Annotated in this window: 17 protein-coding genes, 1 rRNA gene and 1 pseudogene; 15 read left to right on the top strand and 4 right to left on the bottom strand. The window is 30.9% G+C overall.

What is annotated here, in order from left to right; genetic code table 11:
* Window positions 1–196: 196 nt before the first annotated feature.
* Window positions 197–1,348: a radical SAM/CxCxxxxC motif protein YfkAB gene (yfkAB, locus tag IDG64_RS05315; protein WP_001089623.1), complete on the bottom strand. Its 1,152-nt coding sequence runs from the start codon at window positions 1,346–1,348 to the stop codon at window positions 197–199.
* Between the two features lie 223 nt (window positions 1,349–1,571).
* Between yfkAB and IDG64_RS05310 the strand changes: the two genes are divergently transcribed.
* The 7 genes from IDG64_RS05310 (at window position 1,572) to IDG64_RS05280 (ending at window position 7,277) form a co-directional block, all read left to right on the top strand.
* Entirely contained in the window at window positions 1,572–1,733 is a 162-nt protein-coding gene (locus IDG64_RS05310) for an SE1561 family protein (RefSeq protein ID WP_001005407.1), read from the top strand.
* Between the two features lie 130 nt (window positions 1,734–1,863).
* Complete coding sequence (locus tag IDG64_RS05305; RefSeq protein ID WP_000163283.1) at window positions 1,864–2,379, top strand: type 1 glutamine amidotransferase domain-containing protein; 516 nt, start codon at window positions 1,864–1,866, stop codon at window positions 2,377–2,379.
* Window positions 2,380–2,719: 340 nt separating this feature from the next.
* Window positions 2,720–3,529 carry a monofunctional peptidoglycan glycosyltransferase SgtB gene (gene sgtB / locus IDG64_RS05300; RefSeq protein ID WP_000830380.1) on the top strand — a complete coding sequence of 270 codons (810 nt, stop codon included), beginning with the start codon at window positions 2,720–2,722 and terminating at the stop codon, window positions 3,527–3,529.
* A 260-nt stretch (window positions 3,530–3,789) separates the two neighbouring features.
* Window positions 3,790–4,608, top strand: a complete 819-nt coding sequence (gene recX / locus IDG64_RS05295) for a recombination regulator RecX (protein WP_001124419.1) — start codon at window positions 3,790–3,792, stop codon at window positions 4,606–4,608.
* Entirely contained in the window at window positions 4,586–4,900 is a 315-nt protein-coding gene (locus IDG64_RS05290) for a YfhH family protein (protein ID WP_000435806.1), read from the top strand. Before recX ends, IDG64_RS05290 begins: the two co-directional genes overlap by 23 nt.
* A 14-nt stretch (window positions 4,901–4,914) precedes the next feature.
* A complete protein-coding gene (locus tag IDG64_RS05285; protein ID WP_000535834.1) occupies window positions 4,915–6,432 on the top strand; it encodes an ABC transporter ATP-binding protein in 1,518 nt (505 codons plus the stop codon).
* An 8-nt stretch (window positions 6,433–6,440) separates the two neighbouring features.
* Entirely contained in the window at window positions 6,441–7,277 is an 837-nt protein-coding gene (locus tag IDG64_RS05280; protein WP_000886468.1) for a membrane protein, read from the top strand.
* 260 nt (window positions 7,278–7,537) lie between these two features.
* Here the strand turns inward: IDG64_RS05280 and IDG64_RS05275 are convergent, their stop codons facing one another.
* Window positions 7,538–8,515: a metal-dependent hydrolase gene (locus IDG64_RS05275; RefSeq protein ID WP_000379103.1), complete on the bottom strand. Its 978-nt coding sequence runs from the start codon at window positions 8,513–8,515 to the stop codon at window positions 7,538–7,540.
* Window positions 8,516–8,666: 151 nt separating this feature from the next.
* On the opposite strand from IDG64_RS05275, the gene mutY reads away from it, so the two are divergent.
* The 4 genes and pseudogenes from mutY to IDG64_RS05255 all read left to right on the top strand — a co-directional run bounded on the left by mutY (window position 8,667) and on the right by IDG64_RS05255 (window position 12,677).
* Window positions 8,667–9,704: an A/G-specific adenine glycosylase gene (mutY, locus tag IDG64_RS05270; RefSeq protein WP_000284764.1), complete on the top strand. Its 1,038-nt coding sequence runs from the start codon at window positions 8,667–8,669 to the stop codon at window positions 9,702–9,704.
* Between the two features lie 301 nt (window positions 9,705–10,005).
* Window positions 10,006–10,548, top strand: coding sequence for a nucleoside tri-diphosphate phosphatase (gene ntdP, locus IDG64_RS05265; protein ID WP_000251253.1), 543 nt, complete (start codon window positions 10,006–10,008; stop codon window positions 10,546–10,548).
* Between the two features lie 290 nt (window positions 10,549–10,838).
* Window positions 10,839–12,575 carry an SAV1866 family putative multidrug efflux ABC transporter gene (locus IDG64_RS05260; protein WP_000597238.1) on the top strand — a complete coding sequence of 579 codons (1,737 nt, stop codon included), beginning with the start codon at window positions 10,839–10,841 and terminating at the stop codon, window positions 12,573–12,575.
* An 8-nt stretch (window positions 12,576–12,583) separates the two neighbouring features.
* A pseudogene (locus IDG64_RS05255) lies at window positions 12,584–12,677 on the top strand (hypothetical protein).
* An 89-nt stretch (window positions 12,678–12,766) separates the two neighbouring features.
* Here IDG64_RS05255 and IDG64_RS05250 read toward each other — a convergent pair.
* Together IDG64_RS05250 and IDG64_RS05245 are read right to left on the bottom strand one after the other, a co-directional pair.
* The gene (locus tag IDG64_RS05250; protein WP_001236371.1) at window positions 12,767–13,861 is read right to left on the bottom strand and encodes an FUSC family protein; all 1,095 of its coding nucleotides are present in this window, start codon (window positions 13,859–13,861) and stop codon (window positions 12,767–12,769) included.
* 292 nt (window positions 13,862–14,153) lie between these two features.
* Complete coding sequence (locus IDG64_RS05245; protein ID WP_001011596.1) at window positions 14,154–15,443, bottom strand: glutamate-1-semialdehyde 2,1-aminomutase; 1,290 nt, start codon at window positions 15,441–15,443, stop codon at window positions 14,154–14,156.
* A gap of 80 nt (window positions 15,444–15,523) precedes the next feature.
* Between IDG64_RS05245 and bcp the strand changes: the two genes are divergently transcribed.
* From bcp to IDG64_RS05225, 4 genes are all read left to right on the top strand, one after another.
* Entirely contained in the window at window positions 15,524–15,979 is a 456-nt protein-coding gene (gene bcp, locus IDG64_RS05240; protein WP_000939521.1) for a thioredoxin-dependent thiol peroxidase, read from the top strand.
* 5 nt (window positions 15,980–15,984) lie between these two features.
* On the top strand, window positions 15,985–16,935 hold the full coding sequence (locus tag IDG64_RS05235; RefSeq protein WP_000869450.1) for a phosphoglycerate dehydrogenase: 951 nt from the start codon (window positions 15,985–15,987) through the stop codon (window positions 16,933–16,935).
* A 96-nt stretch (window positions 16,936–17,031) separates the two neighbouring features.
* Entirely contained in the window at window positions 17,032–17,478 is a 447-nt protein-coding gene (gene perR / locus IDG64_RS05230) for a peroxide-responsive transcriptional repressor PerR (RefSeq protein WP_000110011.1), read from the top strand.
* Between the two features lie 741 nt (window positions 17,479–18,219).
* Window positions 18,220–18,324: ribosomal RNA gene (locus IDG64_RS05225) — 16S ribosomal RNA — on the top strand; the annotation flags it as partial.

Genomic DNA, 18,324 nt, shown 5'->3' with positions numbered 1-18,324 from the left:
CTGTCTTTTTGATTATGCACGTTTATGCTTTTAGTTAAAATTTAACCCTTTTATTATAGACTATTAGTCCTATTAAATGACCTTTATTATTAAAGTAGAGTACTGCCAGCAATTAATTGCTTTTTATTTTATAATAGCATTAAAATATGCGGAGACTACTTATCGATAAAGTGCTTCTCCGCATAATTAAGAGTTTTTAAAATTGTATAATTTGTGGTTGTTTGTGCATATGACGCTCATTATCTTTAAAATCCATATTCGGATAGTACATATTTTTAACAAGAACATTTGGTCCTAAACAACTAAACTCGGAACAATGACAATTTAATGATTTAGCAAGATTAGACGATAACCATTTATCAAATACATCTGTTAATTTATCTTTTTGTATATTCGAAATTGTACCTGTTTCATCTCCGAAATCAGTTACGATTACATTACCTGTAAATACATTGACATTTAAACGACTACGGCCATCCGGGTCATTTCTAGTCGTTACATTTTTAGCAGTTCTTAAACGTGATAGTAACTTTTGATCTTCATCATCTTTTAAGCATGGAAACACAGGCAAAGTACCAAATAACATCCAAATATCTTCATCTCTGAAATCCAATATATCATGAATTGTCTTTTTCATTTCCGCTAGAGTTAACACATTTAATTGACTTGCAAAGTCAGCTGGATACATAGGGTGAATCTCGTGTCTGCTACATTTCATATCATGAACGACTTCTTGATGTATTTTTCGTAAATGTGGTAGCGTACTTTGATTGAGCATTGTTTCCGCAGATACAAACATTCCTTGTTCTGATAATGTACGTGCATTCGAAATCATTTGTTCATATAATTTTAACTTAGCTTTTAACGGTGGTTGCTTCTTCATTGCGCCAAAGCCAACATTTGCGAATTCATCAGTTGTTCCCCAGTTATGTGAGATATGCATAACATCGATATATTCAGCAATATCTAAATAACGATCTTGAGGCAATGTTAGGTTTGAATTCATTTGTGTATATATACCTCGATGATGTGCATACTTTAATAGAGGTTTAACAACATTTCTAATAGACTTTTTAGAAAACATTGGTTCGCCACCTGTAATTGACATCGTTCGCAGATTTGGAATTTCATCAAGTCTACGATAAATTAAGTCCATATCTAAAGGCTCGGGGTCGACAGTTTGTAAAGTATAACCAACTGCACAGTGGCTACAACGCATATTACAAAGATTTGTAGTTGTAAATTCAATGTTACTTAAAGTTAATTGGCCATGTTCTTTAACATCGTTATATGATTCCCATGGATCATTGTAAATGCTAACAGGTTGCTTCAATTTGACGCTATTCATCGTCTTAAACTTCCTTCTTTCTATTTGGTTCATATCGGTATGATACCACTTCGTATTATCACTCGTAACAAATTATCTCTTAATTTTAGTTAATTGAAAAGGGGATTTTTAAAAGTCAAAATAATTTGAATGTCATAAATATAGCTAAGATTATATCGCTTTAACGCAATTTCTGTTAGGATAATAATGAAAAAGAAAACAAAATAAAAGGAGTTAACTTTTTATGAATGAACAGCAAACAATCGAACAGATAAAAGCGCGTTTAAATAAGTTTATTGAGGATATCGATCATGTAAATCCTGATGAAGTACGTGTTGAAGATATAGATGAATGGATTGGATTGTTAGATCAGCTTGAAGAAAAGGTTAAATTAGTATCTAAGTAAATGCCACATAAGATGTGTTAGGGTTAGATATCGCGACAGTCGCTTAATAATTTTTATATCTTGTATGTTTAATCACTGATTTACTTGTCTATAGTAATTATATCAATGATATATAGAAAGGTGATTTTCAATGACTAAAAAAGTAGCAATTATTCTAGCAAACGAATTTGAAGATATAGAATATTCAAGCCCTAAAGAGGCATTAGAGAATGCAGGCTTTAATACTGTAGTGATTGGAGATACTGCAAATAGTGAAGTTGTTGGTAAACACGGTGAAAAAGTTACTGTCGATGTAGGCATTGCAGAAGCTAAACCAGAAGATTATGATGCATTATTAATTCCTGGAGGATTTTCACCAGATCATTTACGTGGAGATACAGAAGGTCGATATGGCACATTTGCTAAATACTTTACTAAAAATGATGTACCAACATTTGCCATTTGTCATGGGCCACAAATACTAATAGATACAGACGATTTAAAAGGTCGTACGTTAACAGCAGTATTAAATGTACGCAAAGATTTATCAAATGCAGGCGCACATGTAGTTGATGAGTCAGTAGTTGTAGACAACAATATTGTAACAAGTCGAGTACCAGACGATTTAGATGATTTTAATCGAGAAATCGTTAAACAATTACAATAGAAGTATTGTGGTTATCGATTGTTAAAATTTATATATTTTCGTTTGAAATGAAATATGGATTTTAGTTTTAATAAATGAATAACAAATAAAAGGTCGTCTCTATTGGCATTTAATAGGGATGGTCTTTTATTTTTACAAAATATAACAATATTTGACATGATTAATATTTAAAATTGCAATGATTTATCTATAATTTTTTCAAAAAACAAAAAAGTAAGTATGATGGCGTATACGATTGTAAGCCCTTGGACTGATTTTCCCAAAAAGTGTAGCCTATTTGTGATAGTACTGGTAAACTCAAGGTATATACTAAGTGAGTTTTAAAAGAAGGAGCAAACGCATGAAAAGAAGCGATAGGTACTCAAACTCAAATGAACATTTTGAGCATATGAAACACGAACCTCACTATAATACGTATTATCAACCAGTTGGCAAACCGCCGAAAAAGAAAAAAAGTAAACGAATACTATTGAAAATATTATTAACCATTCTAATCATTATCGCATTGTTTATTGGTATCATGTATTTTTTATCTACACGCGATAATGTGGATGAACTAAGAAAAATTGAAAATAAAAGTAGTTTTGTGTCAGCTGATAACATGCCAGAGTATGTTAAAGGTGCCTTTATTTCAATGGAAGATGAACGATTCTACAATCATCATGGATTCGATTTGAAAGGTACAACTAGAGCTTTATTTTCAACGATTAGCGACAGAGATGTGCAAGGTGGTAGTACCATTACACAACAAGTTGTCAAAAATTATTTTTATGATAATGATCGTTCATTTACTAGAAAAGTAAAAGAATTATTTGTAGCTCATCGAGTTGAAAAACAATATAATAAGAACGAAATTTTAAGCTTTTATTTAAATAATATTTACTTTGGGGATAATCAATATACGCTTGAGGGCGCAGCAAACCATTACTTTGGAACAACCGTGAATAAAAATAGTACAACAATGTCTCACATAACAGTTTTACAAAGCGCTATTTTAGCTAGTAAAGTCAATGCACCTAGCGTATATAATATCAATAATATGTCAGAGAATTTTACGCAACGTGTAAGCACGAACTTAGAAAAAATGAAGCAACAAAATTATATCAATGAAACACAATATCAACAGGCTATGTCACAATTAAATCGTTAAATACTTGCATTCATGTGTAAGATGCTTGGAACTATAATGTAGAAGGTTTAATTGAAATGTCATAATGATAAAGTTGAATTGTTTCTGCTTTATAAATTTTACAGATTTGCTTGTAATCACACTTTCATTTTAAAAGATGATAGTGTGATTTTTTGTTAGCATCGAAAAATATTTAAAGTTAAACATTTGCTATAGGAAGTGGCTTATTGAATAATAAAAGAGTATTGTATTAAAACTTGAGAAAGTAACGGGGTGATCCAATGCCGAAGATTACTAAAATAGAAGTTCAAAAGAAAAACAAAGAACGGTTTAATCTTTTTTTAGACGAACAATTTGAAATGGGTATAGATATTGATACATTAGTCAAATTTAATTTAAAAAAAGGGCAACAACTTGAAGCTGCTGACATGGCAGAGATTCAAAAGTATGATCATTATCGCATAGGTTTAAATAAAGCAATCCAATATTTATCATATAAAAAGAGAACTGAAAAAGAAGTTATACAATATTTACAAAAAGAAGAGATATCAGAGCAAGCGATTTCTGAAGTGATTGAATATTGTTATCGCGAAAAGTTAATCGACCATCAAGATTATGCGGAAAGTTTAAAAAATACAATGATTCGCACGACAGATAAAGGACCTAAAATTTATCAACAAAAACTATATCAACTTGGTATAGAACCAAATATCATTGAAATATTTACAGAACTTTATAGAGAACAACAGGAACTTGATGATATTATCCAAATTGCTGAAAAAATATCTAAAACAAAAAAAGGGCCACAAAATAAAGTTAAAGAAAAAGTAATGCAATCTTTAATTCAAAAAGGGTTTGAAATGGAAACCATTCATGCTGTATTGAATGAAATGGATTTTACACAAGATGAAGCGGTTTTAGACGATTTATTACAACGAGATTTAGAAAAAATTTATAATAAAAATCGAAAGAAGTACACGCAACAGAAATTAATTTCAAAAACTATCGAAGGCCTTATGAGAAAAGGATATAAATATGATAAAATTAAAGCTAAATTAGAAGAAAGTGGTATTGCCGATGGAACAGAAGAAATTGAGTGAGATGTCTGAGCCAGAATTAAGACACGAAATACAACTTTATAAAGAGAAAATGAGAAAAGCTGAGATGAATGGTATTTTAAATGAATATGACGTTTATCAAAGTAAAGTAATTGTTGCCGAAAGTTACTTAGTAGACAGAAAAAAGATAGAAATTGGTAAAATTTATAAACTGACTGATGGCAGTAATCAATATTTTAAAGTAGAAAGATTAAAAGGTATTTTTGCGTGGGGGTTTAGATTTAATAGCGATGAACCCGAAGAAGGCTTACCTATAGCGTTATTACAATTATAGAAGGATGAAAATAGATGGGAAGTTCAATTGTTTTAAAGTTACTAAAAGTAACACACTACTATAGGAATAAACAGAATAAGAAATGGTATTTACCTTTTGGATATGATGCTGAAGATATCGATTTAAACAATATTAGTTTACATATTTATCAAGGAGAAGCATTAGGTATAATTGGTGAACCTGAATCTTCCAAAGCGTTGGTAGGTCAATTGTTGGCAGGTGCAATTAAACCTGATAAAGGTAAAGTAGTTTGTACTGAAGATTTGTTCTACGGATATATTGAAGATCAATCGTTAATTCATCAAACTGTTGAAGCTTATACAGCGCAGTTAGTTCAACTATTTCCATATGAAATTAATGATCATAAAGCTGAACAGATTATTCAATATGCACATTTAGGTGATTATAAAACGAAGCCGGTTAACCATATTTCGAAAGCGGCATACGCTCAATTACTATTAAGTATTGCACGCTCATCAAAATCAAATATTATTATTTTAAATCATGTTATTGACTATTTAACACCACAATTTATGGAACGTGCGATTGAATTAACAAATGATTATATTGAAAATAATTTAACGATTGTGTCAATTGGTGATGATATTGATAAAATTTCACAAGTGAGTAACTACATAGCTTGGTTTTCACATGGTCAATTAAGAATGGAAGGGTCACTTAAACAAGTTATTCCATCTTTTAAAGAACATGAACGTGATCGATTAAGTCTAAACTCAAAAGAAGAAATTGAAAACTTTGATTTAGATTGGAAAAAGAATCGTACAAGAATACCAGAGATGACCTATAATTTCAAACGTGTTGAGCGCTATAATCATGCAAAACCGCCTAAGTTTTTAGTGCGTTTTTGGACTTTAGCCTCAGGTACTATTTTAGGCTTAGCATTGATGATGTTGCTCATTTTCAATAATATAGGAATTATTTCGATAACAGATTTTACGAATCGTGCTACGATGCAAAATGAAAATAAAGATCCATATGGCGAAAAGTTAGCTTATGGAATTGCTTTTAATGGCAGTGTGGATATGCAAGGGGATAAACAAGTCACAATTCCAAAATATAGTGTAGTTACAATTACTGGCGAAAATAGTAAAAATTATCGTGTTACCGCTGATAATAAGACTTACTATGTTAGTAAAGATAAATTAGAATATTTTAACCCGGCAGGTTTATATCAAACGCATAGTTTTAAAAAATTAGCACCATATATGAAATCAAATTATAGTAATTACTATGCATACTTTAATAGTCAATTACATAAAAAGCATAGTTCAGTTATAAAAACTTTAGTTCCTGATGATGATAACCGTTTCGTTGCATCCGTTACACAACAACCGATACAATTACTTTTCAATGATAATAATCAGTTATACGGTTTTGTTTATCCAATTGTAGATAAAAAAGAATTAAAAGATAAGTTTAATATTAACAATAACATTTGGATTACTAAAGTTGGGAATGGATATTGTATTGCCAATTTGAAAGAAGACAAATGGATTTATATTGAATTGTAGGTGTAAAGATGCTAGATAATATTATTTTATATTTTAAAAACTTACCGCATACTAAAAGGTATGTAACAGAACGTTTAAAACAAAGTTGGAAAAGTTTTCTAATCGTATTAGCTGCATGTTTAATACTTATTATTGCAAGTGAAACGCTATTTTCCTTTAGTCATTTGACCGATGTTAAAGAGGTGAGATGGTTATTTAGAATCATTGTATTGATTGTTTTTGCGGTAGTGATGTTCACAATTTATATCTCTTATCATCATTATATGAATGACTTTTTAGTTACTAAGTTATTTAATATTTCCGCAGCGACGCCAGTAGTTATTATGTCTATTTTAAGTTTTATTATGCTAGTCATTTTGACGATGATTAGTGCATTGGTTAAACCAGTAAACTTCGAAACATCATATATAGCGCTATTCTATTTTATTGTGATGGCAACTATTTTTGTAGGATTAATATCCGTTACTTTTGGTCTTATTCGACTGTTAACTGAAAAAATAAATATCATATTTTATGGGGTTTGTGTATTGTGTTTCTTATTGTTACCAATTATTTTCATACCAAATCCAAATCATGTATTTATCAATCACATCCTAATGCTAAATCCAATGTATTACATTGTTAATGGTATAGCACAATCTATCATATTTGGTATATCAAGTATGGAAAACATTCCATATCATTTTTACTTTATTTTATTCTTATGTTTAATAGCTGCAGTAAATTTCGTATTAGCAAGGTATACGACACACGCAATTTATAATAAAACATCTAAAGTGACACAAACTGATAATCAACAGGATGTTTCAAATGATAGTACAGACGAGGCGGATACTTCTTCATGATGTTTAGCTGACCTGTTGTGTAAATTAATCTGTGAGAATCAGAAACAATTAGAATATCATCTAGATATTGTTTTCCTATACTGATTTTGATATTTCGAGTCATTAAAGGTAGTTTGTTAGCAACAATATAAATTTTAGATTTTGTAAAAGCATTCATAGTTTTACATTAAAAAACCGGACAGAGTAAAAATCGTTTTGATTTTCATTCTGCCCGGTTGTTCATTTTTTATAGATTAACTTTAGTGAATAATAACTTGAAATTATTTAGCATACAGTTTATGTTGTAACTTATCTTCTGTAAATACCCAGCCAATATAAGAGTGGTCTATGACATTATCGTTTGTTACATGTGCAATTGCCACAAATGAATAATGATCATTTTTTAAATAACGCAAATCAATCAAACGAATTTCAGTAGAACCATCTGCTAACGTTGTTGTTTGCCAACGATAGATTGATGAAAAGTTTAAAAAAGTACGTATATCTTTATTACCTTTGACTTTCCATAAAATGGAGTCTGTTGATAATGTTTGACGTTCCACTTTATCACTAAACACCACATTCCTACCATATGCTTTTCCAACATAGTCATGTGCATCAGTTTGTATCGCGACACGCCATTCCATAAATTTTATTGTTGGCGCAACAAATACTTTAACAGGGTGATGCTCTTGTTGAATTGCTTTTAAAGCTTGTTGCTTAATTACGGCTCTCATTTTAAAACGAATCATGTAATAAATGATTAGTAAAGCGATTATAGGAAAGAAGACTGCAAATGGATGCAAGCCTATAACCCATAATACAATACCAATACAAAGAACTGTGAAAATAATAGGGTCAAATGTGTTAATCACACTTAATTGAATCCATTTGTTTGTGATAGGTCTAAGTGCTTGTGTACCATAAGAATTGAATATATCTACAAAGACATGTAAAAATACTGCGAGCTGAGCCCACATCCATACATGAAATGGGTTGGTTCCACTAAAGAACGTGAATATTAAAAATGTAATTAAAATTGGCCATAGTATTGTGAAAGGGAGGGAATGCGTGATACCTCTATGATGCGAAATATATGTTGCATTGTCCTTTAATTTAAGAACAGTATCCCCATCAGGAATTAATGAACCAACGATAAGGGTTGTAGCTGTTGCACCAAACGTAGAAGCCATTGCTGGATCTTGAGTTGCAAGTGCTGTAAGGCCCACCCCAATTGCGATATGTGTTGCAGTGTCCATATCAGTTCACTCATTTCATAATATTATATATACTATTATAATCCAATTTCGCAAATAACTAAATTAACTTACATACTAACCATGATTTTAATGTACAATAAAAACATTATGAGTAAAGACAATTAATTTTGGTGAGGAAAGGGTTTTATAAATGTATCAGCAGTCTAGTTTTAAAGAAAATTTGATACACTGGTTTGATGAAAATCAAAGAGAAATGCCATGGCGACAAACGACCAATCCGTACTATATTTGGTTAAGTGAGGTCATGTTACAACAGACACAAGTTAAAACAGTTATTGACTATTATCATCGTTTTGTTGAACGATTTCCAACTGTGGAAGTTTTGAGTCAAGCTTCGGAAGATGAAGTGTTAAAGTATTGGGAAGGCTTAGGATATTATAGTAGAGCTCGAAATTTTCATACGGCGATTAAAGAAGTTTATGATAAATATGAAGGCTTAGTTCCCAAAGATCCTGATCAATTTAAAGCGTTAAAAGGTGTTGGCCCATACACACAAGCTGCAGTAATGAGCATTGCATATAATGTACCACTAGCAACTGTAGACGGAAATGTTTTTCGAGTATGGTCTAGATTGAATGATGACTATCGAGATATTAAATTACAATCGACGAGGAAATCGTACGAACAAGAATTGTTACCGTATGTTACTACAGAAGCTGGAACGTTTAATCAAGCTATGATGGAATTAGGGGCATTAATTTGTACACCGAAAAATCCATTATGCTTATTTTGTCCAGTTCAAGAAAACTGTGAGGCATTTGATAAAGGTACATTTGAAAAGTTACCTGTTAAATCTAAAAATGTAAGTAAAAAAGTAATTGAGCAATCCGTCTTTTTAATTAGAAATAATCAAGGTCAATATCTGTTGCAAAAGCGTAGCGAAAAATTATTGCATGGTATGTGGCAATTTCCTATGTTTGAAAGTGAGCATGCTAGGCGTGAAATGACCGAAAAAATCGGACATGACATTCAACCAGTAGAAACACCTATTTTTGAGTTGAAGCATCAATTTACTCATTTAACATGGAAGATAAAGGTATACGCCGTTTCAGGAACAATTAACATTGAAACATTACCAGATGACATGATTTGGTTTGATTTAAGTGATCGAGATCAATATACGTTCCCTGTACCTATGTCAAAGATTTATCAATTTATAAATGGGTAACATTCGATGATTGGTAATATTATCGGAAAACATAGTGACATTAATTTTAAAAAGTATAAATGATATCTTTAAATCTCATAGAATAACAATGTCAAAAAGTTAAAGTGTTGATATATAAAAGTGATGATTTTATATACTTTAAATGGGACATGTAAATCTCTGTTGTAGTACTTAGCAATATTACCGAGTTTAATTATTAAGTAGTAAAATCTTATTTCGTAAAAATATGTATTTATATAATACTATTTCTGAAATATGCTATAATTTATAATGGTTAAATTAACAGAAGGTGGTGTGGAGTATGGTCAGAGAATCCATACCTAAAGAAGGGGAAAACATTAAAATTCAGAGTTATAAACATGATGGTAAGATTCATCGCGTTTGGTCTGAAACAACAATATTAAAGGGTACTGATCATGTTGTCATTGGTGGCAATGATCATACGTTAGTAACTGAAAGTGACGGAAGAACTTGGATAACACGTGAACCGGCAATTGTTTACTTTCACTCAGAATATTGGTTTAATGTTATCTGCATGTTTAGAGAAGATGGAATTTATTACTATTGCAATTTGTCATCACCATTTGTTTGTGATGAAGAGGCATTAAAATATATAGACTATGATTTAGATATTAAAGTATATCCAAACGGAAAGTATCATTTATTAGATGAAGATGAATATGAACAACATATGAATCAAATGAATTATCCGCATGATATTGATATTATTTTAAGACGCAACGTGGACATTCTTCAACAATGGATAGAACAGAAGAAGGGCCCATTCGCGCCAGATTTTATCAAAGTTTGGAAAGAACGTTACAAAAAAATTAGACAGTATTAAGCAAATAAAGTGTAAATACTGATTAAATCATTTATATTGACTTAGTGATGTAAAGAAGTATGATAACTTTTGCTGTCGTGTGGGGACACAGTATCCATAGATTAAATTGAATAGAATATAACATACGAATAAGACAACGTATTTAATCACATGAATATGACAGAGGTTGAGATATCTTAATTTTAAAAATGTAAATTGTAAGAAGAATTTACATCTACAAATTATGTATCCAACCTCTATTCATTTTTATGCTTATGAATAGGATAGGGCAATAGATTAGGGGGGATTGTATGATTAAACGATATTTGCAATTTGTTAAGCCATACAAATATCGTATTTTTGCAACGATTATTGTTGGGATAATTAAGTTTGGTATACCAATGCTTATACCACTTTTAATTAAATATGCAATAGATGGCGTGATTAATAACCACGCACTAACGACTGATGAAAAAGTTCATCATTTAACTATTGCCATTGGTATCGCATTATTTATTTTTGTAATAGTGAGACCACCAATTGAATTTATACGTCAATATTTGGCGCAATGGACAAGTAATAAAATATTGTATGATATACGTAAAAAGTTATACAACCATTTACAAGCTTTAAGTGCGAGGTTTTATGCTAATAATCAAGTAGGTCAAGTAATATCTAGAGTGATTAATGATGTTGAACAAACAAAAGATTTCATTTTAACCGGGTTAATGAATATTTGGTTAGATTGTATAACAATTATTATTGCACTATCCATAATGTTCTTTTTAGATGTGAAATTGACTTTAGCAGCACTGTTTATCTTCCCATTTTACATTTTAACGGTGTACGTTTTCTTTGGAAGATTAAGAAAATTGACGCGTGAAAGATCGCAAGCATTAGCTGAGGTTCAAGGATTCTTGCATGAACGTGTTCAAGGTATTTCAGTCGTTAAAAGTTTTGCGATTGAAGACAATGAAGCGAAAAACTTTGATAAAAAGAACACTAATTTCTTAACACGTGCTTTGAAACATACAAGATGGAATGCCTATTCCTTTGCCGCAATTAATACAGTTACAGATATTGGACCAATAATTGTCATCGGTGTTGGTGCATATCTTGCTATTTCTGGATCAATCACAGTAGGTACACTTGCAGCATTTGTTGGATACTTGGAGTTATTGTTCGGGCCTTTACGTCGTTTAGTCGCATCATTTACAACTTTAACGCAAAGTTTTGCTTCAATGGACCGTGTATTCCAATTAATTGATGAAGATTATGACATCAAAAATGGTGTTGGTGCTCAACCTATTGAAATTAAACAAGGTCGTATTGATATTGATCATGTTAGTTTTCAATATAACGATAACGAAGCTCCAATTTTAAAAGATATTAATTTGAGTATTGAAAAAGGAGAAACAGTTGCTTTCGTAGGTATGAGTGGTGGTGGTAAATCAACATTAATTAACTTAATACCGAGATTTTACGATGTAACTTCTGGGCAAATTTTAATAGATGGTCACAACATTAAAGATTTTTTAACGGGAAGTTTAAGAAATCAAATAGGATTGGTGCAACAGGATAATATTTTATTCTCTGATACAGTTAAGGAAAATATTTTACTTGGTCGTCCAACAGCAACAGATGAAGAAGTAGTTGAAGCGGCGAAAATGGCTAATGCACATGACTTTATTATGAACTTGCCACAGGGATATGACACTGAAGTAGGTGAACGAGGTGTTAAATTATCAGGTGGTCAAAAACAAAGATTATCGATTGCTAGAATATTTTTAAATAATCCGCCAATTCTTATCTTGGATGAAGCAACAAGTGCACTTGATTTAGAAAGTGAATCCATTATTCAAGAAGCATTAGATGTGTTGAGTAAAGATCGAACGACACTTATCGTAGCGCATCGCTTGTCCACTATTACACATGCTGACAAAATTGTCGTAATTGAAAATGGACATATTGTTGAAACAGGTACGCATCGTGAATTGATTGCAAAACAAGGTGCTTACGAGCATTTATATAGCATTCAAAACTTATAAAGTATTAGTTGTTTGACTTCAGTACAATCCTGAAGAGAAAATTTGTAACAGGATGGTGGGGTCATAACATAAGAAAAAGCAGTAAGAGATTTTCTTAATTGAAAATAATCTTACTGCTTTTTTAAATTTAATTTCGAGATTCAATATTACTTTATCTCATTGTGGCATTAATTATAGGAATTTTTTTAATGTTATAAATCAAAGTCTTCTTCAACAATTTCAATGTCTGCATCAGATCTATGATATGTGAAAAAGCTAATTCTTATGCGGTCTAAATGCTCTAAATGGTGTCGATACTCTTCGATGGCTGCAACAATTTGCATAACATTGGCAAACGAATATTCCGTTTGATAAGGATGATTTATTAACTCATGCTGAAATGTAGACAATAAATCTTTTTTCTGCGGATTATCTAACTCATAATCAACATGTGTCACATTATAACGTGCTTTTTTAGAAAGGCTAGCTAAAATTTGCTCGTGAAAAGCAGTTAATGAATCTAAATCTAATTTGATTTGTAATAGGAAATTGTTATTAAGTAAATATAAGTCGTTTTGATAACGCGACAATTTGTTTAATACTTCATAAGCTTGTCTAGTCGTCTGAACTACTTCTCTGAAAAGTATTTTCTTTCTATTCTGTTGGTGAATATGTTTTTTTGTAATAGGACGTTCTTCGCTATAGTAATCATAAATTTTCTCTAACTTTTCGACACGTTGTTTTAAATTATGACTATCTTGTTTAATATTATTAAACTCCGTCGTATCATTTAATACTAATTTAAACCACATAAAAATATCTGAGGATATATTTAATGAATTATAGTAAATTTTTGTTTCAAATTTAGGTGGTAGAAACACAAAGTTAACTAGAGATGAACTTATGACACCAATCATTACAAGTACAAACCTGTAAAAGGCGGTAATATAGAAAGAACCGGTATGTTGTCCCATAATGATTAATGCTGTTACACTCGCCAAAGTAGCAACATGTGCTAAATTAAATTTAAATAAAATAGCAATAAGTACTATGACGGTAACACCCATAATGATAAAATTATCACTAAAAATTGTTACCATTGTAACAGATAGTATGGCACCTATAATGTTACCCAATGCTTGATCAGAAACTGTTTTAAATGAACGATAAATACTAGGTTGCATTGCAACAACAGCACTGACACCAGCTAAGGCTTTCAGACCAACATCATCCGGTAGTAAAGAAGCGATAGACATAGCTAAAATAATGGCTATACCAGTTTTAAAAATCCGAGCTCCTAGTCTCAAAAATAATGACGCCCCTTTTAAGTTTATTGAATATCTAATATTCGTATTCATTACTGTTATACACTTACTAGTTACAAAATTCAAGCTTATTTATAGTTGTTAAAATAAATCATACATAATACTGATAGCGATGTAAAACTTTAGTCAGAGATTAAAAGAGTATAAATTTGTAAAATAAAAACTCACATAGTGACATATCAAGTTAAACGTTAATAGTTAACGATATAAAATGAATCTACTATGTGAGCATTTGTTTTATTTTAATTCAATTAAAAATATACTTCCTTAAAAGTTATTTCATTTGACTAAAAGCATAGTCTGCAGCTTTTAAAGTTTGTTGAATATCTTCTTCTGTATGTTCAGTTGTTAAGAACCAAGCTTCAAACTTAGAAGGTGCTAAATTGATACCTTGATTTAACATTAATTTGAAAAATTTACCGAACGCTTCGCCGTCAGAATGTTCAACTTGATCATAATGTGTGACTTTTTCATCTGTAAAGTACAATGTTAAAGATCCATAAATACGATTAATTGTAGCTGTGATATTATGTTTTTCGATTAATTTAAGTAAACCTTCTTCTAGTTGTTGGCCTAAGCTGTCTAATTTTTCATAAACACCGTCTTGTTCTAGTACTTCGAGTAATGCAATACCTGCTTTCATAGATAACGGGTTACCAGCCATTGTACCAGCTTGATATGCAGGTCCTAGAGGTGCTACTTGTTCCATAATATCTTGACGTCCACCATAGCCTCCAATTGGTAAACCACCGCCAACAATTTTACCAAATGCAGTTAAATCAGGGATAACACCTAATAAATCTTGAGCGGCACCGTAATGGAAACGGAATGCGGTAATTACTTCATCATAAATCACTAGTGTCCCATTGTTATGCGAAATTTCATTAACCTCTTCTAAAAATCCAGGTTGAGGCATTACCATTCCAAAGTTACCAACAATTGGTTCTATTAATACTGCGGCAATTTCATCACCCCAAAATTCAATTGCTTCTTTATATGCGTTAATATCATTGAAAGGTACAGTAATGACTTCACGTGCGACGCTTTCTGGAACACCAGCTGAGTCTGGAGAACCGAGCTGAGATGGGCCACTACCTGCTGCAACCAATACTAAATCAGAATGGCCATGATAAGATCCAGCAAATTTTATAATTTTATTTCTTTTAGTATATGCACGTGCAACACGAATTGTTGTCATGACTGCTTCTGTTCCAGAATTTACAAAGCGAATTTTCTCAAGAGATGGAATTGCATCACGTAATTTTTTGCTGAATTCAATTTCTAGTTCAGTCGGTGTACCAAATAAAACACCTTTGGCTGCTTGTTCTTGAATTGCTTTAGTAATATGAGGATGTGCATGCCCCGTAATAATTGGACCGTATGCTTGAAGGTAATCAATAAATTTATTGCCATCGACATCATATAAATATGCACCGTGTCCTTCTTTCATAACAACAGGTGCACCGCCTCCTACAGCTTTATAAGAACGAGAAGGGGAATTGACACCGCCTAGAATATATTCGTTTGAAAGTTGTTGTAAACGTTCACTTTCACTAAAATTCATTTATATCAACCTCTTTTAATTTAATATTTTCATCTAATATCGTATCATAAAATTATTATAATGAAGAAAAAGGTGATTATATGTTGCAAAAAGGAGAACAATTTCCAATATTTAAATTAGAAAATCAAGACGGAACTGTCATTACAAATGATACATTAAAAGGTAAAAAGGCGATTATATATTTTTATCCTAGAGATAATACACCTACTTGTACCACAGAAGCTTGTGACTTTAGAGACAATTTAGAAATGTTCAATGATTTAGATGTTGCAGTATATGGTATAAGCGGTGATTCAAAGAAAAAACACCAAAATTTTATTGAGAAACACGGATTGAATTTCGATTTATTAGTAGATGAAGATTTTAAATTAGCTAAAGAAACTGGCGTATATCAGTTGAAAAAATCATTTGGCAAAGAAAGTATGGGCATTGTAAGAACGACTTTTATAATAGATGAACAAGGTAAAGTATTAGATGTTATCGAGAAGGTTAAGGTTAAAACACAAATAGAAGAACTTAAAAACATTTTGGGGTGACATATATGAAAGTTGTTGGGTTGAATCGTATGCGTGAAGTTGAAACTGAATTACAACAACGCTTTTCAGATTTAGATTTTAAATTTTATAAAAAAGCATCAGAAATACCTGAGAGTGACTTGGCTGATTTAGATATATTAGTTGGTTATGATGGCGGTATCAATGAGGCATTTTTACAACGTTGCCCGAATTTAAAATGGATTGCATGGTTTGCAACGGGTGTAAATACATTACCGTTAGATTATATTGCAGATCACGGCATACTTTTAACTAATGGAAAAGGTGTTCAAGCTAAACAATTATCTGAATACATTTTAGCTTTCATTTTAGATGATTATAAAAAGATGAAACTATCATATGATAACCAACGACAACATATATATGATTCGAAAATAACTGGTAAACGCCTATCAGGACAAACAGTTTTATTTTTAGGTACAGGTGCAATTGCTACTAGAACTGCGAAGTTAGCAAAGGCTTTTAATATGAATTTAATTGGTCTGAGCAAGTCAGGTCAGAACAAAGATGAGTTTGACGAGATATATACTATCGAATCACTTGAAAGCACATTACCAAATGCTGACATTATTATAAATGCTTTACCAGAAACGCAAGAAACGATTCATTTACTAAAGAAAAAACATTTTGAATTAATGAAAGATGAAGCACTTTTTATAAATATAGGACGAGGTAGCATAGTTAAAGAAGCGGTCTTAATAGAAGTATTAAAAAGTAAAGTTATTCGACATGCATATTTAGATGTGTTTGAAAATGAACCTTTGAAACCTAATCATGAATTATATGAATTGGAAAATGTAACCATAACAGCACATATAACTGGTAATGATTATGAAGCAAAGTATGACTTATTAGATATTTTTAAAAACAATCTAGTTAATTTTCTCAATAAGAATGGTCTAATTGAGAATGAAGTGGATACTAAAAAAGGCTATTAAATGAAATCATCATGTAAATATTGACACGCGCGCAATACTACAGTTATATTTATAGTAAGTAATAATTATTATTATATAAGAAAGATGGTGATATAGATGAGTGTTGAAATAGAATCAATTGAACATGAACTAGAAGAATCAATTGCATCATTGCGACAAGCAGGCGTAAGAATTACACCTCAAAGACAAGCAATATTACGTTATTTAATTTCTTCACATACTCATCCAACAGCTGATGAAATTTATCAAGCACTTTCACCTGATTTTCCAAATATAAGTGTTGCGACAATATATAATAACTTAAGAGTGTTTAAAGATATTGGAATTGTAAAAGAATTAACATATGGAGACTCATCAAGTCGATTCGACTTTAATACACATAATCATTATCATATTATATGTGAACAATGTGGTAAGATTGTTGATTTTCAATATCCACAGTTAAATGAAATTGAAAGATTAGCTCAGCATATGACTGACTTTGACGTAACACATCATCGAATGGAAATTTATGGAGTTTGTAAAGAATGCCAAGATAAATAATTTAACTTTGGTAGTATGACAAATTAAAAAAGCGTTAGCTTACTTCATATAAGTAAGTGTAATATTTAAGAAGTTAAACGACATGAAAGTTGTTTAACTTCTTTTTTATGCTTATTCTGAAAAATATTTAAATTGAAGAAAAGAATATTCTAACTACGGAAGTGGTATTAACTAATAACTAGTATCCTTTATAAATAAACATAAAAATATTCAAACGAAGGTCTACTAAATAACTATCCATAAAGTGAGTATAAGTTTGTTTGTAAAACTGAAGTAAAAAGCATAAGGAATTACACTTTAAATACATATAGTACTTACGAATAGAAAATAATCCCTTCAACAGTAATTTTTAAACAAAAATAAGTGTTGTTTTATGTTGACTCTACTAGAATAACTTGATATTATATAAAAGTCGTCAAACGGCACTAATATTTAAAAAACAAATGTTTTAAGTTGTTGATTTAAAATATTAATAAAGTGTAAATTTGACTATTGAAATTCGAACAAATACATAATAAAATAATATTTGTTGAATTAATTGAGTTAGGAAATTTATTTTTTAGAAATAAAATAATTAAAAATAATTCTTGACTTACAAAAACTTACGAGTTATAATTAAATCTTGTAAGTGACAAACGAACATTGAAAACTGAATGACAATATGTCAACGTTAATTCCAAAAACGTAACTATAAGTTACAAACATTATTTAGTATTTATGAGCTAATCAAACATCATAATTTTTATGGAGAGTTTGATCCTGGCTCAGGATGAACGCTGGCGGCGTGCCTAATACATGCAAGTCGAGCGAACGGACGAGAAGCTTGCTTCTCTGATGTTAGCGGCG

The organism is Staphylococcus sp. EG-SA-15 (assembly GCF_017151895.1).
GTDB lineage: Bacteria > Bacillota > Bacilli > Staphylococcales > Staphylococcaceae > Staphylococcus > Staphylococcus aureus.
This window is presented reverse-complemented; position numbering and strand designations above follow the sequence as displayed.

Coding starts and splice junctions, on each gene's coding strand:
- yfkAB (WP_001089623.1), bottom strand. CDS start 1,348: ATGAATAGCGTCAAATTGAAGCAACCTGTTAGCATTTACAATGATCCA.
- IDG64_RS05310 (WP_001005407.1), top strand. CDS start 1,572: ATGAATGAACAGCAAACAATCGAACAGATAAAAGCGCGTTTAAATAAG.
- IDG64_RS05305 (WP_000163283.1), top strand. CDS start 1,864: ATGACTAAAAAAGTAGCAATTATTCTAGCAAACGAATTTGAAGATATA.
- sgtB (WP_000830380.1), top strand. CDS start 2,720: ATGAAAAGAAGCGATAGGTACTCAAACTCAAATGAACATTTTGAGCAT.
- recX (WP_001124419.1), top strand. CDS start 3,790: ATGCCGAAGATTACTAAAATAGAAGTTCAAAAGAAAAACAAAGAACGG.
- IDG64_RS05290 (WP_000435806.1), top strand. CDS start 4,586: ATGGAACAGAAGAAATTGAGTGAGATGTCTGAGCCAGAATTAAGACAC.
- IDG64_RS05285 (WP_000535834.1), top strand. CDS start 4,915: ATGGGAAGTTCAATTGTTTTAAAGTTACTAAAAGTAACACACTACTAT.
- IDG64_RS05280 (WP_000886468.1), top strand. CDS start 6,441: ATGCTAGATAATATTATTTTATATTTTAAAAACTTACCGCATACTAAA.
- IDG64_RS05275 (WP_000379103.1), bottom strand. CDS start 8,515: ATGGACACTGCAACACATATCGCAATTGGGGTGGGCCTTACAGCACTT.
- mutY (WP_000284764.1), top strand. CDS start 8,667: ATGTATCAGCAGTCTAGTTTTAAAGAAAATTTGATACACTGGTTTGAT.
- ntdP (WP_000251253.1), top strand. CDS start 10,006: ATGGTCAGAGAATCCATACCTAAAGAAGGGGAAAACATTAAAATTCAG.
- IDG64_RS05260 (WP_000597238.1), top strand. CDS start 10,839: ATGATTAAACGATATTTGCAATTTGTTAAGCCATACAAATATCGTATT.
- IDG64_RS05245 (WP_001011596.1), bottom strand. CDS start 15,443: ATGAATTTTAGTGAAAGTGAACGTTTACAACAACTTTCAAACGAATAT.
- bcp (WP_000939521.1), top strand. CDS start 15,524: ATGTTGCAAAAAGGAGAACAATTTCCAATATTTAAATTAGAAAATCAA.
- IDG64_RS05235 (WP_000869450.1), top strand. CDS start 15,985: ATGAAAGTTGTTGGGTTGAATCGTATGCGTGAAGTTGAAACTGAATTA.
- perR (WP_000110011.1), top strand. CDS start 17,032: ATGAGTGTTGAAATAGAATCAATTGAACATGAACTAGAAGAATCAATT.